The following is a 14,929-nucleotide window of genomic DNA, read 5'->3' as shown; positions in this document are numbered from 1 at the left end:
GATGATCTACATTGCTGCCGCGGGCATGATTAACGCGCTGGGCCGCACGCCGGATGAGATTGCCGCTAACCTGGGCGCAGGCGTTGCACCGGGGATGCGCCTGCGTGAAGGCTGGTTGCAGGGCGAGGTGCCTGCGGTACTCGGCGGCGTGGATGGGGAACTGCCGCCCATCCCTGATGAGGTTGCCGAACACCGTTCCCGCAACAATCAACTGCTGCTGGCGGCGCTGGAACAGATCCAGCCGCAGGTCGACGAGGCGATTGCCCGTTTTGGCCGCGACCGGGTGGCGGTGATTATGGGCACCAGCACCTCGGGCCTCGATGAAGGCGATATCCACGCCAGGCTGGCGCTGAACGGTAAACCAAGCCCCGACTGGCGCTATGCACAACAGGAGCTGGGCGACCCGTCGCGCTTCCTGCGTAACTGGCTGAAGCTGGAAGGCCCGGCCTATACGCTGTCTACCGCCTGCTCCTCCAGCGCCCGGGCGATGATCAGCGGTCGCCGCCTGATTGAGGCCGGACTGGTCGACGTAGCGATTGTCGGCGGGGCCGATACGCTCAGCCGGATGCCGGTCAACGGGTTCAATAGCTTAGAATCACTGTCGACCACGCTGTGCCAACCGTTTGGCCGCGACCGCGATGGGATCACCATTGGCGAAGGCGCAGCGCTGATGCTGCTCACCCGCGAGCCGCAGGCTGTGGCCCTGCTCGGGGTGGGCGAATCCAGCGATGCACACCATATTTCCGCCCCGCATCCGCAGGGGGAAGGCGCAGTTCGCGCTATCCAACAGGCGTTACACGACGCCGGACTGACCCCGCAGGACGTGGGCTATATTAACCTGCACGGCACCGCCACCCCGCTCAACGATCGGGTTGAGTCGCAGGTGATCCACGCGTTGTTTGGCGACCGCGTACCGTGCAGTTCAACCAAGCATCTGACCGGGCACACGCTGGGCGCGGCGGGCATTACCGAAGCGGCGCTGAGCTGGCTTATCCTCGCGCGTAATTTACCGCTTCCGCCACAGGATTTCAGCCATTCACTGGCCGACCCGACGCTTCCGGCGTGCGGGATTATCACCGCCCCGCAGCCGCTGCTGCGCCCGGTGATTCTGTCTAATTCATTCGCCTTTGGCGGCAATAACGCCAGCCTTGTGCTGGGGAGAACCGCATGAGCCACTACTTATCCCCCGGGGCGTATCTGCCGCACGACGCGCCGATGCTGCTGCTGGAAAGAGTACTGAACGTCAGCGAAGAACAGGCCACCTGTCAGGTGACGGTCACTCGCCGGGGCGTGCTGGCCCCATTCATTGACGCCAGCGGCAATCTGCCGGGCTGGTATGCGCTGGAGCTGATGGCGCAGACCGTGGGCGTGTGGTCTGGCTGGCACCGCCAGCAAAATGGCGAAGCACAAATTTCACTGGGTATGGTGCTTGGCGCGCGCGAGCTGAAATGCGTCGCGGGCGAATTTGCCGCCGACAGCGTGCTCGAGGTGACCGTTACGCTGCTGATGCAGGACGAGCGCTTCGGCAGCTTTGAGTGCGAAATTATCGCCGACGGCAAGAAGCTTGCCAGTGGGCGGGTCAACACCTTCCAGCCCACTTCCGAAGAATTAAACTCCCTTTTTGAACAGAGAAAGTCATCATGAGTCGTTCCGTTCTGGTCACCGGGGCCAGCAAAGGCATTGGTTGCGCGATTGCGCGCCAGCTGGCCGCCGATGGATTTACCGTTGGCGTGCATTATCACCGCGATGCGTCCGGCGCGCAGGCCACCCTCAACGCCATTGAAAGTGCGGGTGGCACAGGCCGTCTGTTGCAGTTTGACGTCGGCAACCGCGAGCAGTGCCGCCAGGTTCTGACCGCCGATATCGAACAGCACGGCGCGTGGTACGGGGTGGTCAGCAATGCGGGTATCGCCCGCGACGGTGCGTTTCCGGCACTCAGCGACGACGACTGGGACAGCGTTATCCATACCAATCTCGACAGCTTCTACAACGTGATTCACCCGTGCGTGATGCCGATGATTGGCCTGCGCAGCGGGGGTCGTATCATCACGCTATCCTCCGTTTCCGGACTGATGGGCAATCGCGGTCAGGTCAACTACAGCGCGGCCAAAGCCGGGATCATCGGGGCCACCAAAGCGCTGGCGATAGAGCTGGCGAAACGCAAAATCACCGTCAACTGCATCGCCCCAGGCCTGATCGACACCGGGATGATCGAGATGGAAGACGCCGCGCTGAACGAAGCGATGAGCATCATCCCCATGAAACGCATGGGCCAGGCCGAGGAAGTCGCCGGGCTCGCCAGCTATCTGATGTCCGATATCGCGGGGTACGTTACCCGGCAGGTGATTTCCATCAACGGAGGCATGTTATGACCCGTCGGGTGGTGATCACCGGCATGGGCGGCGTGACCGCGTTTGGCGAGAGCTGGCAGAGCGTGTCTGAGCGTTTGCGCGGGTATCAGAATGCGGTACGCAAGATGCCGGAATGGCAGATTTACGACGGGCTGCACACCCTGCTCGGCGCACCGATTGATGATTTCACCCTGCCTGCGCATTACACCCGCAAGCGCATCCGCGCGATGGGCCGGGTGTCGCTGCTGTCGACCCGCGCCAGTGAACTGGCGCTGGAGCAGGCCGGGCTGCTGGACGATGCGGTGCTGACCAACGGTGAAACCGGGATTGCCTACGGCTCCTCAACCGGCAGCACCGGGCCGGTGAGTGAATTTGCCACCATGCTGACCGAGAAACACACCAACAACATCACTGGCACGACTTACGTGCAGATGATGCCGCACACCACCGCCGTGAATACCGGGCTGTTCTTCGGCCTACGCGGGCGCGTGATCCCCACGTCCAGCGCCTGTACCTCCGGCAGCCAGGCGATCGGCTACGCCTATGAAGCCATTCGTCACGGTTATCAAACGGTGATGGTCGCGGGCGGAGCGGAAGAGTTGTGCCCGTCGGAAGCGGCGGTGTTTGATACCCTGTTCGCCACCAGCCAGCGCAACGATGCGCCCACCACCACGCCCGCGCCGTTTGACACCCGTCGTGACGGGCTGGTGATCGGCGAAGGCGCAGGCACGCTGGTGCTGGAAGAGCTGGAGCACGCCAAAGCGCGCGGGGCGACAATCTTCGGGGAAATCATCGGCTTCGCCACCAACTGCGATGCGGCACATATCACCCAGCCGCAAAAAGAAACGATGCAGATTTGCATGGAGCAATCCCTGCGCCAGGCCGGGCTTTCGCCGACGGATATCGGCTATATTTCCGCGCACGGCACCGCCACCGATCGCGGCGATCTCGCCGAAAGCCAGGCCACCGCCGCGGTATTTGGCAACCGCACGCCCATCTCATCGCTGAAGAGTTATTTCGGGCATACGCTGGGCGCGTGCGGTGCGCTGGAAGCGTGGATGAGCCTGCAAATGATGCGTGAAGGCTGGTTTACGCCGACCCTAAACCTGCGCCAGCCAGACGTACAATGTGGCGATTTGGACTACATTATGGGAGAGTCCCGGGCTATTGATTGTGAGTTTTTGCAGAGCAATAACTTCGCCTTCGGCGGGATCAACACCTCGATTGTCATCAAACGCTGGGAGTAACGATGTATCGGCTGTTCCTCGGGAAAATTTCGACCCTCAGTCTGACGCCCCTCCCGTCGGCGCTGGCACAGCATGCGCCGGACGGGAAGCGTCGCAGCGCGTGGCTTGCCGGTCGGGCACTGCTGTGTCACGCCGTCTCGCCCCTGCCGGACATTCGCTATGGCGAGCAGGGAAAACCGGCGTTCGACGACAGCCATTCGCTGTGGTTTAACCTGAGCCACAGCGGGGATAGCATCGCCCTGTTATTAAGCGACGAAGGTGCGGTGGGATGCGATATCGAAGCGATTCGCCCGCGCCCGCAGTGGCCTCAACTGGCGAATGCAACCTTCACCCATAATGAACATCGTGAAATTGAACGTGCAGCCGAGGAGCACCGTCTGGCGGCGTTCTGGCGGATCTGGACGCGGAAAGAAGCGATGGTGAAGCAGCGTGGCGGCAGCGCCTGGCAGATTGTCAGTTATGACAGCACCGCGCCGCTGCATCTGCATTTGAGCGACGTCCAGACCGATGGCCTGAGTCTGGCGGTGTGTACTCCGACCCCGTTTGATGTCGTCCCGCAGGTTATCGAGCGTTTAGCTTAATTTCCCTCTCCCCTGTGGAGAGAGGGAAAACGTTATGCTTCGAGGGTAAAGCGTGGCGCAGTGAGATCGCTGCGCTGGAGATAACACAGATCGTACAAGAGCCCCACCAGGTTCACTCTGTGTTCGTTGGGGAGTACGACCGAGATCAGCGTGTGGGTCACCGCCTCGCAATACTCAAGCAGCAGTTCGGAATCTGGATTGAAACAGCTGGTCGTTTCAGCCGGAAGTTCTTTCGCGGTCAATTGCAGAATCCGCACATCGGATAACAGTTCGCCCAGGGCTGATTTCATCGCCAGCAGATACGTTTGCATGCAGCGCAGCACGGGCTGCATAGCGTACTGATCTGTCGAATCCATTAAAATGGCCGCCAGCAGTTCGCAGCGCTCGGCAATGGCAATACAGTCGGGGTGTTCTTCGAGTTCGGGATAGAGGGAAAGCTCTTCGGGCTGAGATTCATTCGACATATTCAACATCTCCTTTAGTCGGCTAATGCCACACCGGAAATGCCAACTTCACGGTGGTGGCCCAGACAGAGTTGGCATACTGGCCTAAAGAACCAGCGAACCTTGCGGTTCCACTATCTGGGTCACCAAGTCCGTGAAGATATCACATACCTTCAAATCATTGGATGAAGCAGACTACAATCCTGTTAAAAGGATCGTCTTTAGCGTCAGAATGCCAATTCTGGCACCCGTTTGTGCAGGTGCAAGGCCACTCTAAACCTGTGGTTTTTTTAATAAACAGCCCATTTTATATTCCTGAAAGCGCCTCGCAAAATATCGAACGGCGTTGTTGCAGTTGCAGAAAGCTTACGGCGATGCTCGTAAAACATACCCTGACTTCGGTTTACGCTGAGAGGAAACGTGATGCTTCGAAGGTGAAGCATGGCGCTTTACCATTTTGCGAGGGCAATCCATTTACGCCTGCGGAGAAGGTTTACACTTTTGAATGGAGAGAATAAACGTTAGCAAGGAACCGCTATGTATTACAGGCAACACGTTATCCGTCATTTGCAGTCCAATAAAATTCTCGCATTAAAATTAGAAAATGCTGTAACAGGTGTTGGGAAATCGCGAATATCATCACCCGGATGATTCGATAACTATGATGAATCTAATCAACAGGTTTTTTAAGCGGCTGTTTACGTCTTCCGTTTTACCCTACGGTCCCGCGTTGCTTACACTTGTCTTCGCAGTCGTTCTGGTTCATTTTTTTCCTGAAGGCCCTATTTGGCCCGTGGGCGCTTTCTTCATATTCATGATATTTATATTTTCTCGTTACATTAAATAGCTCACCAATTATTACCCATTGTTTGATGCCAACGCTTCCAATACATAGAAGGAAATATTATCTACCGTGATACGTGGAATAATCTGTGTATCGCCTGATACCTTCCCGTTCAGGGGCGCAAACCCCTTTAACGGTTAGGTGGTGGCGGCGAAAATATCGTCATTACCCCGGCCATCACCAGCAGTACGCCCGCCAGCCCTTGCAAGGAAAAGACTTCGTGTTGCAGCACCAGCGCGGCGGCCCATACCGCGATATAGCTCAGACTCAACAGCGCGTAGGCCTTAGCCAACGGCAATCGCCGCAGGGCGAAGAACCAGCACACCATCGACGCCAGATAGCCCAAAAGCCCGAACAGCAGCGTCACGGTGCCCGCGTCGAACCGCAGGAGGTGCCACAGCAAGGTGACAACATCGCTCACCTCCGGCAGGGTCAGCATCGCCTGACGCAACAGCAGTTGCGCCCCGCTGACCAGAAACACACTGAGCAACGCCCATACAATGCCCATCAGTGGCTGCCTCCCATGATGACGATGCCCAGAATAATCAATCCGACGCCCAGCCAGTGACGCTGCGATACCGGCTCATGCCAGATGAAACGTGCCGCCAGCGTCACCCACACAAAATTCAGACTCAGCATCGGGTATGCAATCCCGACGGGTAAACGCTGCAATACCACCAGCCACAGCGCCATGCCGAAGCCCAGCGCCAACAGCGCCAGGCCCAGCCATAGGACGAGATGCGGCCCACGCCGTCCGGATTTCGCCGGGCGGGTCGCCTGTTTCTGGCACAGCATACCGACACAGCTCAGCAGGCTGGCCAGCAGCAGAGAGAAGGTGGTTACCATTGCGGCAGATACTGCACAAACACCATCCGGCTCATCACATACAGGTTATCGGGTTTCGGCAAACCGAGCTCCTCGAGCTTTTGTCCTTTGTTCAACTGTAGCACCAGCGACACCGGGCCTTGCGCACGATGCGCCGCCAGCCAACCGTCGAACTCATCAGGATTGATATAACGGCCCTGCGCATCCGGGTAAGCCAGCCCGTATTTCAGTTCGCCCTGCTGGCCGAACATCATGATGTCGCTGCGTTTAAGATCCCACGCCAGCCCGGCCGCCACGCCCACGCTGTTGGTGAGCACATAGCGGCTGGGGGCCAGTTGTTCACTCACGATATCAGTGATGAACTGCGGCTGTTTGCTGTCGATAACTTTATCCGGGATCGCAAAGCCGACCAGCAGCGCCAGTCCCAACGGACAGCAGGCAGCCAGTGCCCAACGCTTCACGCCATCGCGAATCGACAGCCAGCCCACCAGCGCCCAGGCAGCAAACGCCACCGCCGCCAGCAAACACTTATACAGTTCGATGCTGTTCCACACCGGTTTCGACAGCAGGCCCCACGGGGAGACCACCAGCACCGCCCCCAGCCCCATCAGGCCGAAAGCGATGTTGGTAATCCCGTTGTAGCGCAGCGCCTTCGACCCTTTATCGACGGCCTCCAGCGCATAACGCGCCATCAGGATTGCCAGCGGCGCAAAACACGGCAGGATGTAGGTGGGCAGCTTGCCTTTGGCGATGCTAAAAAACAGCAACGGCATGACCACCCAGCCCAGCAGATAGAACGCACTGCGCTGCGGGTCACGTACTGTCCAGCCGGTTTTGAGCGCCCCCGGCAGCAGCGCCAGCCACGGTAAACTGCCCGCAATCAGGAACGGAATGTAGTACCAGAAAGGCGCTTTATGCTGCGCATCACTCTGCGCGAAACGCTGGACGTGTTCTACCCAGAAGAAGTAGCGCCAGAAATCGGGTTCGCGCTGCGCAATCGCCAGACCCCACGGCAGCACGGTGAGGATACACACCCCCACCGCCACCCAGCCCCACAGCAGCACCTCTTTCCAGCGCTTCTGCACCAGCACCCACGGCAGCACGCTGATAACCGGCACCGCCAGGGCGAGAAAGCCTTTGGTCATCACCCCCATCCCGCAGGCGACGCCCAACAGTACGTAGCCGCCAAGTTTTCCGGCGCGCGTCGGCGACTGGGTTGCGCCCCAGAAGCTGCACATCGCCAGCATCAGCCACAGGGCAATCATCGGGTCGAGCACCGCGTAAGTCCCGATGCCATATACCAAAAATGCGGTCAGGAAGATGACGGTAGACAGAATCACCGTGCGCTTATCCTGCCACAGTTTCCAGGCCAGCCAGGCCACCAGCAGCGCGGTACAGGCGGTGGAAAAGACCACCCCGAAGCGCACCGCAAAGTTGGAATGACCAAACAGCCATTGACCGATACTGTTGAACCAGTAACCGGCAATCGGTTTTTCGAAGTAACGCAGGCCGAGGAAATGCGGCACCAGCCAGTCGCCCGTCGCCAGCATTTCGCGGCTGATCTCCGCATAGCGGGTCTCATCTGGCTGCCACAACAAACGGAAATTCAGAGGCAGGACATAATACAGCACGAATAAAAACAGCAGCGATGCGCTTAAACGTACGGATTTCATAGCACTTAATCCAATAATTGTTCTTGGCCCAGCCAGCCTTCCCGGCCCGCCAGTTCACCTCGCACCACATTCCCTTTGGGTAGCGAACGAAAATCCTCCGGCAACAGCTGGCTCAACGGGCAAAAGGAAATGCCCTCCTGGACTGCCTGCCGTATCAGGTCTTCAAATTGTGACGCGCCAATAATGCCTTCTACCTCAGCATGGATGGTGTAAACCGGCACGCCAGGGTCGTGATGGATTTGCTCCAACAGCCAGTCGTTATAGCCTTCGGCAGCAACGCGGGTGCCCACGGCTTCATCCCAGGTCGGTAACGTGACCGGGATTTGCACGGTGCCCGTTTTCCCTTCGCCCAATACCGGCAGGAAAGGCCGGGTCCCGCGACAATCGCTGTTGTAGAGAAACTCAAAGCCCTCTTTGGCTCTGACCACGCGCCCATCGGCCCGCCAGCCCGCGACGGCGGAACAGGTTACGGGGGTGCCGATAATCTCTTCCAGCGCCTGCAAGCCGCGGCCAATCTCCAGCTCCAGGTGCGGCTGATCCCAGACGCCGCTCCACATCTGCCAGCGATGATGATCCCAGGCATGCAGCCCGACCTCATGTTCTTTGGCGGTGGCGCGGATCACCTCCGCGTTCGCGGTTCCGATGATTTTCCCCGGCCAGGCGGTGCCCGCCAGCAGGATATCCCAGCCGTACAGCGATGCCGCACGCGAGCGCAGCATCTTCCACAAGAACTTTGGCTTTAACAGACGCCAGAGATGGCGTCCCATGTTGTCCGGCCCAACGCTGAAGAAGAAGCTGGCCTGAATGTCGTGCCGCCGGAGGATCTCCAGCAGGCGGGGGACGCCCTCGCGGGTGCCGCGAAAGGTATCCACATCAACGCGTAAGCCAACTTTTCGCATCATTTTTGCGGTTCCGTTAACTCAACGGTGCGCAGGAAGAAGTCCAGCGTCTGCTCAACCGTTTGTTGCATTTCCACCGTCGGCTGCCAGTCGAGGCAACGTTTGGCGTTACGAATGCTCGGCTTACGGTGCTCAACGTCCTGATACCCTTTGCCGTAATAATCGCTGCTTTCCACTTCGCGGAAGCCCGCAAACGGCGGGAACTGGTTACGCAGAGGATGACGTTCGAAGCAGTCGAGCAGCATTTCAGCCAGCTCTTTGATGCTCGCTTCATTATCCGGGTTACCGATATTAATGATCTGCCCGTCGCAGCGCCCGTCTTTGTTCTCAATGATGCGGAACAGCGCTTCGATCCCGTCGCTGATATCGGTGAAACAGCGCTTCTGCTTCCCGCCTTCGATAAGCTTAATCGGCGAACCTTCGACCAGGTTGAGGATCAGCTGGGTGATGGCGCGGGAACTGCCGATCCGCGCGGCATTAAGGTTATCCAGACGAGGCCCCATCCAGTTGAACGGACGGAACAGGGTGAATTTGAGATTTTCTTTGTCGCCGTAGGCCCAGATAACACGGTCCAGCAGCTGTTTAGACACCGAGTAAATCCAGCGCTGTTTGTTGATAGGCCCAACAACCAGATTCGAGGCGTCTTCATCGAAGTTGTTGTCGGTACACATACCGTACACTTCCGAGGTGGACGGGAAGATGATGCGCTTGTTGTACTTCACACAGTCGCGGATTATCTTCAGGTTCTCTTCGAAATCGAGTTCGAACACCCGCAGCGGGTTACGGGTGTATTCGATGGGGGTGGCGATCGCTACCAGCGGCAGCACCACGTCACATTTTTTGATGTGGTATTCGATCCACTCGGAGTGAATGCTGATATCACCTTCAACAAAGTGGAAGCGCGGGCAGTCGAGGAAACGGCTGATGGCATCTGAGCCGATATCCAGGCCGTAAATTTCGTAGTTATCATCTGCCAGCAGACGCTCGGTCAGGTGGTTACCGATGAAACCGTTGACCCCGAGGATCAGCACCCGCGTGCGGCGTTTCACCGCCACAAACGGTTTGCTCGACAGCAGCGCGCTCGGCACCAGACCCAGCGCCAGCGCCAGCTGTGCGCCCTGCATATAAACGCCTTTGTCGGTTTGCCCGGTCAGAATTTCCAGCGCCCCGCTACCGCAGGCCACCACCAGCGGGTTCACCGACAGCACGGTGCCCGGCTTAGCCGCCGTCATGTCGTGACGCACGCGGGATTTCCAGACGATGAACTTGTGGGTGCCGACGAAACCGAACGCGCCCGGCCACGGATCAGACACCGCGCGCACCAGGTTGTGCAGCGATGCGGCGGACTGTTCCCAGTTCAGTCGCCCGTCTTCCGGCGTGCGGCGGCCAACGTAGGTCGCCTGGCTTTCGTCCTGAACGGTTTCAATTATGTCGCCGGTGGCAATCTGCGGCAGTACATCACGCAGCAGCGTTTGCGCGGCGCTGCACACTTTACGGTGCAGGCTCAGCGCCACGTCGGCATCGTCAATCTGCACCTTCAACTGGCCCATAATGTTGCCCGCGTCCGCGCGTTTCACCATCCTATGCAGGGTCACGCCGGTCTCTTTTTCCCCGTTAACCAGCACCCAGTTCAGCGGGGCGCGACCACGATAGCGTGGCAGCAGGGAACCGTGCAGATTGAACGCCCCCTGTGGCGCGAGGCTGACGATATCGTCGCTCAGCAGATGGCGGTAGTAGAAGGAAAAAATGACGTCGGGTGCCATCGTACGAATACGCTCCACCCACAGCGGATGGTTCACGTCTTCCGGGGCATACACGGTAATTCCCTGCTCGGCAGCCAGACGGGCGACGGAGCCAAAGAAGTTATTCTCCCCGGCGTTATCCGGATGCGTAAAGATCGCCTTGATGTCATATCCCGCGTCAAGCAGGGCCTGAATACCGGTGCAACCCATGTCGTGATAGGCGAATACGACAGCTTTCATGAACGATTTTCCTCTTCTGCAGCCAGTTTTTCCTGGCGAACAACACGTTGAATAAAGTAGCGGGGACGGGCTCGCACATCGTTATAGATGCGCCCGATATACTCCCCGAGAAGTCCCATACCGACGAACTGCGCGCCGATAAACATAAACAGCACGGCGAACAGCAGGAATAACCCGTCGCCCGCCCATTCAGCGCCCAGCGCCAGACGTAAAATCACCAGCAGAATGGCGAACGCAAAACCCGCCAGGGCAATCACGCTGCCGACCACGCTCAATAGACGCAGCGGCGTGGTGGTCAGACAGGTCACCAGGTCGTACATCAGGTTAATCAGGCGCATAAAGCTGTATTTGGAATCACCAAACTCGCGCTCGGCGTGCAGCACCGGGATCTCCACCGCGCGACGCGCGAAGGTATTGGCGAGAATCGGGATAAAGGTGCTGCGCTCGTGGCAGTTGAGCATCGCGTCGATAATGTGGCGGCGATAGGCGCGCAGCATGCAGCCGTAGTCGCCCATCGCTTTACCGGTGGTGCGCTGGATCAGGCGGTTGATCATCTTCGAGGCGGATTTACGGAAGATGCTGTCCTGGCGATTCTGGCGCACGGTGCCCACCACGTCGTAGCCTTCGTCGGCTTTTTCCACCAGACGCGGGATCTCTTCCGGCGGGTTTTGCAGGTCGGCATCAAGGGTAATAATCAGGTCGCCGGTGACGTGGCTAAAGCCCGCCATAATTGCCGAGTGTTGGCCGTAGTTACGGTTCAACAGCACCGCCACAATATGGCTACCCGGGGCCTCGGCGGCGAGGCTCAGCATCTGGGCAGAATCGTCGCTGCTGCCGTCATCAACCAGCAGGATTTCGTAATCACGGTTTAAGGTGGCGCAGGCGGCATCGGTGCGGCGGATAAGTTCAGGCAGGCTTTCCTGCTCGTTGTAGACCGGGATGACCACCGAGACTTTTTGTATTGTAGGCGCTGCAAACATATCAATGTCCTGCGAGCTGATGGAGCGCAGAAATGACGCGGGTTGTGTCGTCATGAGTCATATCCGGGAAGAGAGGCAGAGAACAAATGCGCGCGCTGTTCCACTCCGTGTTCGGCAGGGAGAGGTTCGGATAGCGTTCGCGATAATATTTTTGGGTGTGCGCAGCGCGGAAATGCAGGCCGGTGCCGATCCCCAGCGCCTTCAACTGTTCCATCAGCCCGTCGCGGCTGATACCACAACGGGATTCATCCACGCGAATGATAAACAGATGCCAGGCGTGCTGATGCGGCCACGCCGGAATGGCGAGCGGCTGGAACGGGGTGTCGGCGAGTTCAGTTAAGTAGCGTTGAGCTATTTCAGCGCGTTTAAGATTGGCCTGGGGCAGTTTACCGAGCTGAACCAGGGCCAGCGCGGCGTTGATATCCGCCAGGTTGTATTTGAAGCCCGGGGAAATCACTTCCGCCTGCGGCGCACGACCGTGAGTCTGGCGGTCATAGGCATCGACGCCGAGACCGTGGAATTTCAGGCTGCGAATGCGCAACGCCAGCCGATCGTTATCGGTGACGATCAATCCCCCTTCGGCGCAGGTCATGTTTTTGATCGCGTGGAAGGAGAAAATCGCAGTGCCTTTGTCGCCGACGTGACGGCCTTTGTAGTAGGTTCCCGCCGCGTGGGCCGCGTCTTCAATCACCGGAATACCGTGCTGGTCGGCGAGGGCGCGAATGGCATCGATGTCGCACGGTGCGCCGGCGTAGTGAACGGGAATAATGGCTTTGGTGCGCGGCGTGATAGCAGCGGCAACTGCTTCCGGGGTGATCATTAACGTGTCGTTATCGACGTCAATCATCACTGGGGTGGCACCCAGCAGCTCAATCATATTCAGCGTCGACACCCAGGTCTGCGACGGGGTGATCACTTCATCGCCGGGGCCGATATTCAGCGCCATCAGGGTGACATGCATCCCGCCGGTGGCGGAGCTGACGGCAATGGCGTGGCGGTTGCCGGTCAGGGCGCAAAACGCCTCTTCAAGCTGCGCATTCTTTGGCCCGGTAGTTATCCACCCGGACTGCAAGACCTCTTTCAGCGCAGCGAATTCCTCATCCCCCATGGACGGGCGTGAGAAAGGTAAAAAGTCACTCATTGATTATCCTTACCCTGAACGTTGGGGTTAAACCAAAAACCATCCTGCGCCAGCAGAGTTAAACGAAGTAATAATAAGAAGAGTCGAAAAGCGCGCGTAGATAAACGCCAGCTCAACGCAGTTAAAATTAGCGGAGGTAGATTAGGATAATATTAAGAATGAGGAGAGCCGGGGAAATAAAGCCTCCGACTCGCGGGTTCTCGTGCCTTCGCTACTCAATCTAAACGGGCGAACAGCCTCGCAGATGTAACGACATGTTTTGGTGAGAAGATGCACAAAACCCCTTTAAAACAATCAAGTACATATTCCTGCCATTATGTAAAAAAAGATATCTAACATTCTTGAGGTTTACCCCCCGGGACAATAACCGTACTGTTCAGGACGATAAACAAGCGACTGAAAAATTTAAAATTAAATACCACCTCTTGTTTTAGTTTCTTTCAATTACCGCTCAGGAATACTCTTCAATTATGAACATAAGCTTCGTTAGCGATAACTTCTACCTGTGTACAGGTATCGAATCACAACTTTTTGATTCCCATCAGATTACCTGCAAGCATGATATCGACATGTACCTTCAGGCTTATAATCCAGAGAACTATCTGGTGGTGGGTATTGAGAATCTATTTCTGCGTGATTATTTCATTAAAACAGTGAAGCGACTCAACGTTAAATATATGATTCTGATGCAGGACATTATTAAAGATCACTGCTTCAAGATTGGCGATGTGGTGTTCTCTTCGCTGGAATGCAGCCCGCACTACATCCAGAAGATTGTCCGTTATTTCCCCAAGCCGCGCCAAAATGTTCTCACCCAGCGCGAGCTGGATATCCTTGATGTGTTCCACCTGCAAAATGTGAAAATTGCCCGCGAACTGGATATCTCGCAAAAAACCGCCAGCGGCCACCGGGTGAATATTCAGCACAAGCTGCGGATGAAATCGAAAAACACGCTGGCGATGCTGCGTATCAAAACCGCCATTTCTCGCAGTAACGGCTCACAGCTTCACGGTCTGCTGACGCACTGACGTTTTAACTGACTGACGTCCAGTCTACTTTTCGACCTCACATTTTCAACGTTTTGCATTGCTCATCCAGGCTAAAAAACGTAGCATTCCTGCGGTTTTTCTTATTCGATAACTCGCTAATTGCTGATAAGTGCTGATGATGTCTTTGCGTATTGTGTTATGGCTATGCTGTTTATTTGGCTTTCAGTGTACCGCCCTGGCGAGCACCTCGGTGCCCCATCACGCCAGCAAAAATGCTGTCGTTAAGCCCGCCAAAACTGCCGCAAACTTCAAGCGACATAAGCGTCTGATGCGTGAGTATCAGCACTGGAAAGGCACCCGCTACCGTCTGGGCGGGAACTCGCATAAGGCGATTGATTGCTCCGCCCTGACCCGTCGCCTGTATCATGATGCGTTTGCCGTCGACTTGCCTCGCACTACCGGCGGGCAGCTGAGTCGCGGTAAGAGAGCGAAACAAAAAACGCTGCATATTGGCGATCTGCTGTTCTTCAAAACCGGGCGGGCGCAAAAGCATGTGGGGATTTACATTGGCGAGAACCGGTTTATCCATGCCTCACGCCGCAAAGGGGTCACCATTTCTCAGCTCAGCAATCCCTACTGGACAAACCATATGATCGCCGCGCGGCGGGTGTTAACCGATACCGCCGTGAGATAATTCTAAATACAATCTCAACCAGTTTCATTTCCTTCTCGAATAATTGCGCGGCCTGAATATAATGGCCGCACATTTTAACGATCTCGTTATGGCGAGGCTCCTGTACAAATATAAGTTATCGCCCTGATGGTATCGAGAGAGACCACACAGGGAAATACAGGCATCCATCGAATCAAGGTGTTGCCAAGATAACTTCTGCCGGACATTTATGCCGGGCGGATACGTTGTACAGTGCTAAATCCAGGACGTAGGGATCTGCTCAGTTTGCTATTCCTGTCTT

Annotated in this window: 15 protein-coding genes and 1 riboswitch; of the genes, 7 read left to right on the top strand and 8 right to left on the bottom strand. The window is 57.1% G+C overall.

The genetic code is table 11. The features are described 5' to 3' along the window. Nucleotide 1 precedes the first annotated feature (1 nt). The 5 genes from SIK69_RS04625 to acpT are packed head-to-tail and all read left to right on the top strand — an operon-like array spanning nucleotide 2 to nucleotide 4,179. Entirely contained in the window at nucleotides 2–1,171 is a 1,170-nt protein-coding gene (locus SIK69_RS04625) for a beta-ketoacyl-[acyl-carrier-protein] synthase family protein (protein ID WP_319785532.1), read from the top strand. Then, the gene (locus SIK69_RS04620; protein WP_319627097.1) at nucleotides 1,168–1,644 is read left to right on the top strand and encodes a hotdog family protein; all 477 of its coding nucleotides are present in this window, start codon (nucleotides 1,168–1,170) and stop codon (nucleotides 1,642–1,644) included. The genes SIK69_RS04625 and SIK69_RS04620 overlap by 4 nt, the downstream gene beginning before the upstream one ends. After that, nucleotides 1,641–2,372: a 3-ketoacyl-ACP reductase FabG2 gene (locus SIK69_RS04615; RefSeq protein ID WP_319627098.1), complete on the top strand. Its 732-nt coding sequence runs from the start codon at nucleotides 1,641–1,643 to the stop codon at nucleotides 2,370–2,372. Before SIK69_RS04620 ends, SIK69_RS04615 begins: the two co-directional genes overlap by 4 nt. Further along, nucleotides 2,369–3,598 carry a beta-ketoacyl-ACP synthase gene (locus SIK69_RS04610; protein ID WP_319627099.1) on the top strand — a complete coding sequence of 410 codons (1,230 nt, stop codon included), beginning with the start codon at nucleotides 2,369–2,371 and terminating at the stop codon, nucleotides 3,596–3,598. Before SIK69_RS04615 ends, SIK69_RS04610 begins: the two co-directional genes overlap by 4 nt. A gap of 2 nt (nucleotides 3,599–3,600) precedes the next feature. Then, a complete protein-coding gene (acpT, locus tag SIK69_RS04605; protein WP_319785531.1) occupies nucleotides 3,601–4,179 on the top strand; it encodes a 4'-phosphopantetheinyl transferase AcpT in 579 nt (192 codons plus the stop codon). Nucleotides 4,180–4,211: 32 nt separating this feature from the next. On the opposite strand, the gene SIK69_RS04600 is transcribed toward acpT, so the two are convergent. The 8 genes from SIK69_RS04600 to arnB all read right to left on the bottom strand — a co-directional run bounded on the left by SIK69_RS04600 (nucleotide 4,212) and on the right by arnB (nucleotide 12,966). Beyond that, nucleotides 4,212–4,643, bottom strand: coding sequence for a hypothetical protein (locus tag SIK69_RS04600; protein WP_319785529.1), 432 nt, complete (start codon nucleotides 4,641–4,643; stop codon nucleotides 4,212–4,214). Between the two features lie 953 nt (nucleotides 4,644–5,596). Then, nucleotides 5,597–5,974, bottom strand: coding sequence for a 4-amino-4-deoxy-L-arabinose-phosphoundecaprenol flippase subunit ArnF (gene arnF, locus SIK69_RS04590; RefSeq protein WP_319785527.1), 378 nt, complete (start codon nucleotides 5,972–5,974; stop codon nucleotides 5,597–5,599). Further along, complete coding sequence (gene arnE, locus SIK69_RS04585; protein WP_319785526.1) at nucleotides 5,974–6,312, bottom strand: 4-amino-4-deoxy-L-arabinose-phosphoundecaprenol flippase subunit ArnE; 339 nt, start codon at nucleotides 6,310–6,312, stop codon at nucleotides 5,974–5,976. Before arnE ends, arnF begins: the two co-directional genes overlap by 1 nt. After that, nucleotides 6,306–7,964, bottom strand: coding sequence for a lipid IV(A) 4-amino-4-deoxy-L-arabinosyltransferase (arnT, locus tag SIK69_RS04580; RefSeq protein WP_319785525.1), 1,659 nt, complete (start codon nucleotides 7,962–7,964; stop codon nucleotides 6,306–6,308). The genes arnE and arnT overlap by 7 nt, the downstream gene beginning before the upstream one ends. A 5-nt stretch (nucleotides 7,965–7,969) precedes the next feature. Continuing rightward, complete coding sequence (gene arnD, locus SIK69_RS04575; RefSeq protein WP_319627335.1) at nucleotides 7,970–8,863, bottom strand: 4-deoxy-4-formamido-L-arabinose-phosphoundecaprenol deformylase; 894 nt, start codon at nucleotides 8,861–8,863, stop codon at nucleotides 7,970–7,972. Then, the gene (gene arnA / locus SIK69_RS04570) at nucleotides 8,863–10,845 is read right to left on the bottom strand and encodes a bifunctional UDP-4-amino-4-deoxy-L-arabinose formyltransferase/UDP-glucuronic acid oxidase ArnA (RefSeq protein WP_319785524.1); all 1,983 of its coding nucleotides are present in this window, start codon (nucleotides 10,843–10,845) and stop codon (nucleotides 8,863–8,865) included. Before arnA ends, arnD begins: the two co-directional genes overlap by 1 nt. Then, the gene (arnC, locus tag SIK69_RS04565) at nucleotides 10,842–11,825 is read right to left on the bottom strand and encodes an undecaprenyl-phosphate 4-deoxy-4-formamido-L-arabinose transferase (RefSeq protein ID WP_319627336.1); all 984 of its coding nucleotides are present in this window, start codon (nucleotides 11,823–11,825) and stop codon (nucleotides 10,842–10,844) included. The genes arnA and arnC overlap by 4 nt, the downstream gene beginning before the upstream one ends. A 1-nt stretch (nucleotide 11,826) precedes the next feature. Further along, nucleotides 11,827–12,966 carry a UDP-4-amino-4-deoxy-L-arabinose aminotransferase gene (arnB, locus tag SIK69_RS04560; RefSeq protein WP_319785523.1) on the bottom strand — a complete coding sequence of 380 codons (1,140 nt, stop codon included), beginning with the start codon at nucleotides 12,964–12,966 and terminating at the stop codon, nucleotides 11,827–11,829. A gap of 470 nt (nucleotides 12,967–13,436) precedes the next feature. On the opposite strand from arnB, the gene SIK69_RS04555 reads away from it, so the two are divergent. After that, nucleotides 13,437–13,994 carry a LuxR C-terminal-related transcriptional regulator gene (locus SIK69_RS04555; protein WP_319627107.1) on the top strand — a complete coding sequence of 186 codons (558 nt, stop codon included), beginning with the start codon at nucleotides 13,437–13,439 and terminating at the stop codon, nucleotides 13,992–13,994. Between the two features lie 136 nt (nucleotides 13,995–14,130). After that, the gene (locus tag SIK69_RS04550) at nucleotides 14,131–14,649 is read left to right on the top strand and encodes an NlpC/P60 family protein (RefSeq protein ID WP_319785522.1); all 519 of its coding nucleotides are present in this window, start codon (nucleotides 14,131–14,133) and stop codon (nucleotides 14,647–14,649) included. 75 nt (nucleotides 14,650–14,724) lie between these two features. After that, nucleotides 14,725–14,909: riboswitch (M-box (ykoK) riboswitch) on the top strand. The last annotated feature ends 20 nt before the right edge of the window (nucleotides 14,910–14,929 follow it).

It is taken from the genome of Scandinavium lactucae (assembly GCF_033843265.1).
GTDB lineage: Bacteria > Pseudomonadota > Gammaproteobacteria > Enterobacterales > Enterobacteriaceae > Scandinavium > Scandinavium lactucae.
Note: the sequence above shows the minus strand (reverse complement) of the source record. Positions and strands in the feature narration are given on the sequence as shown.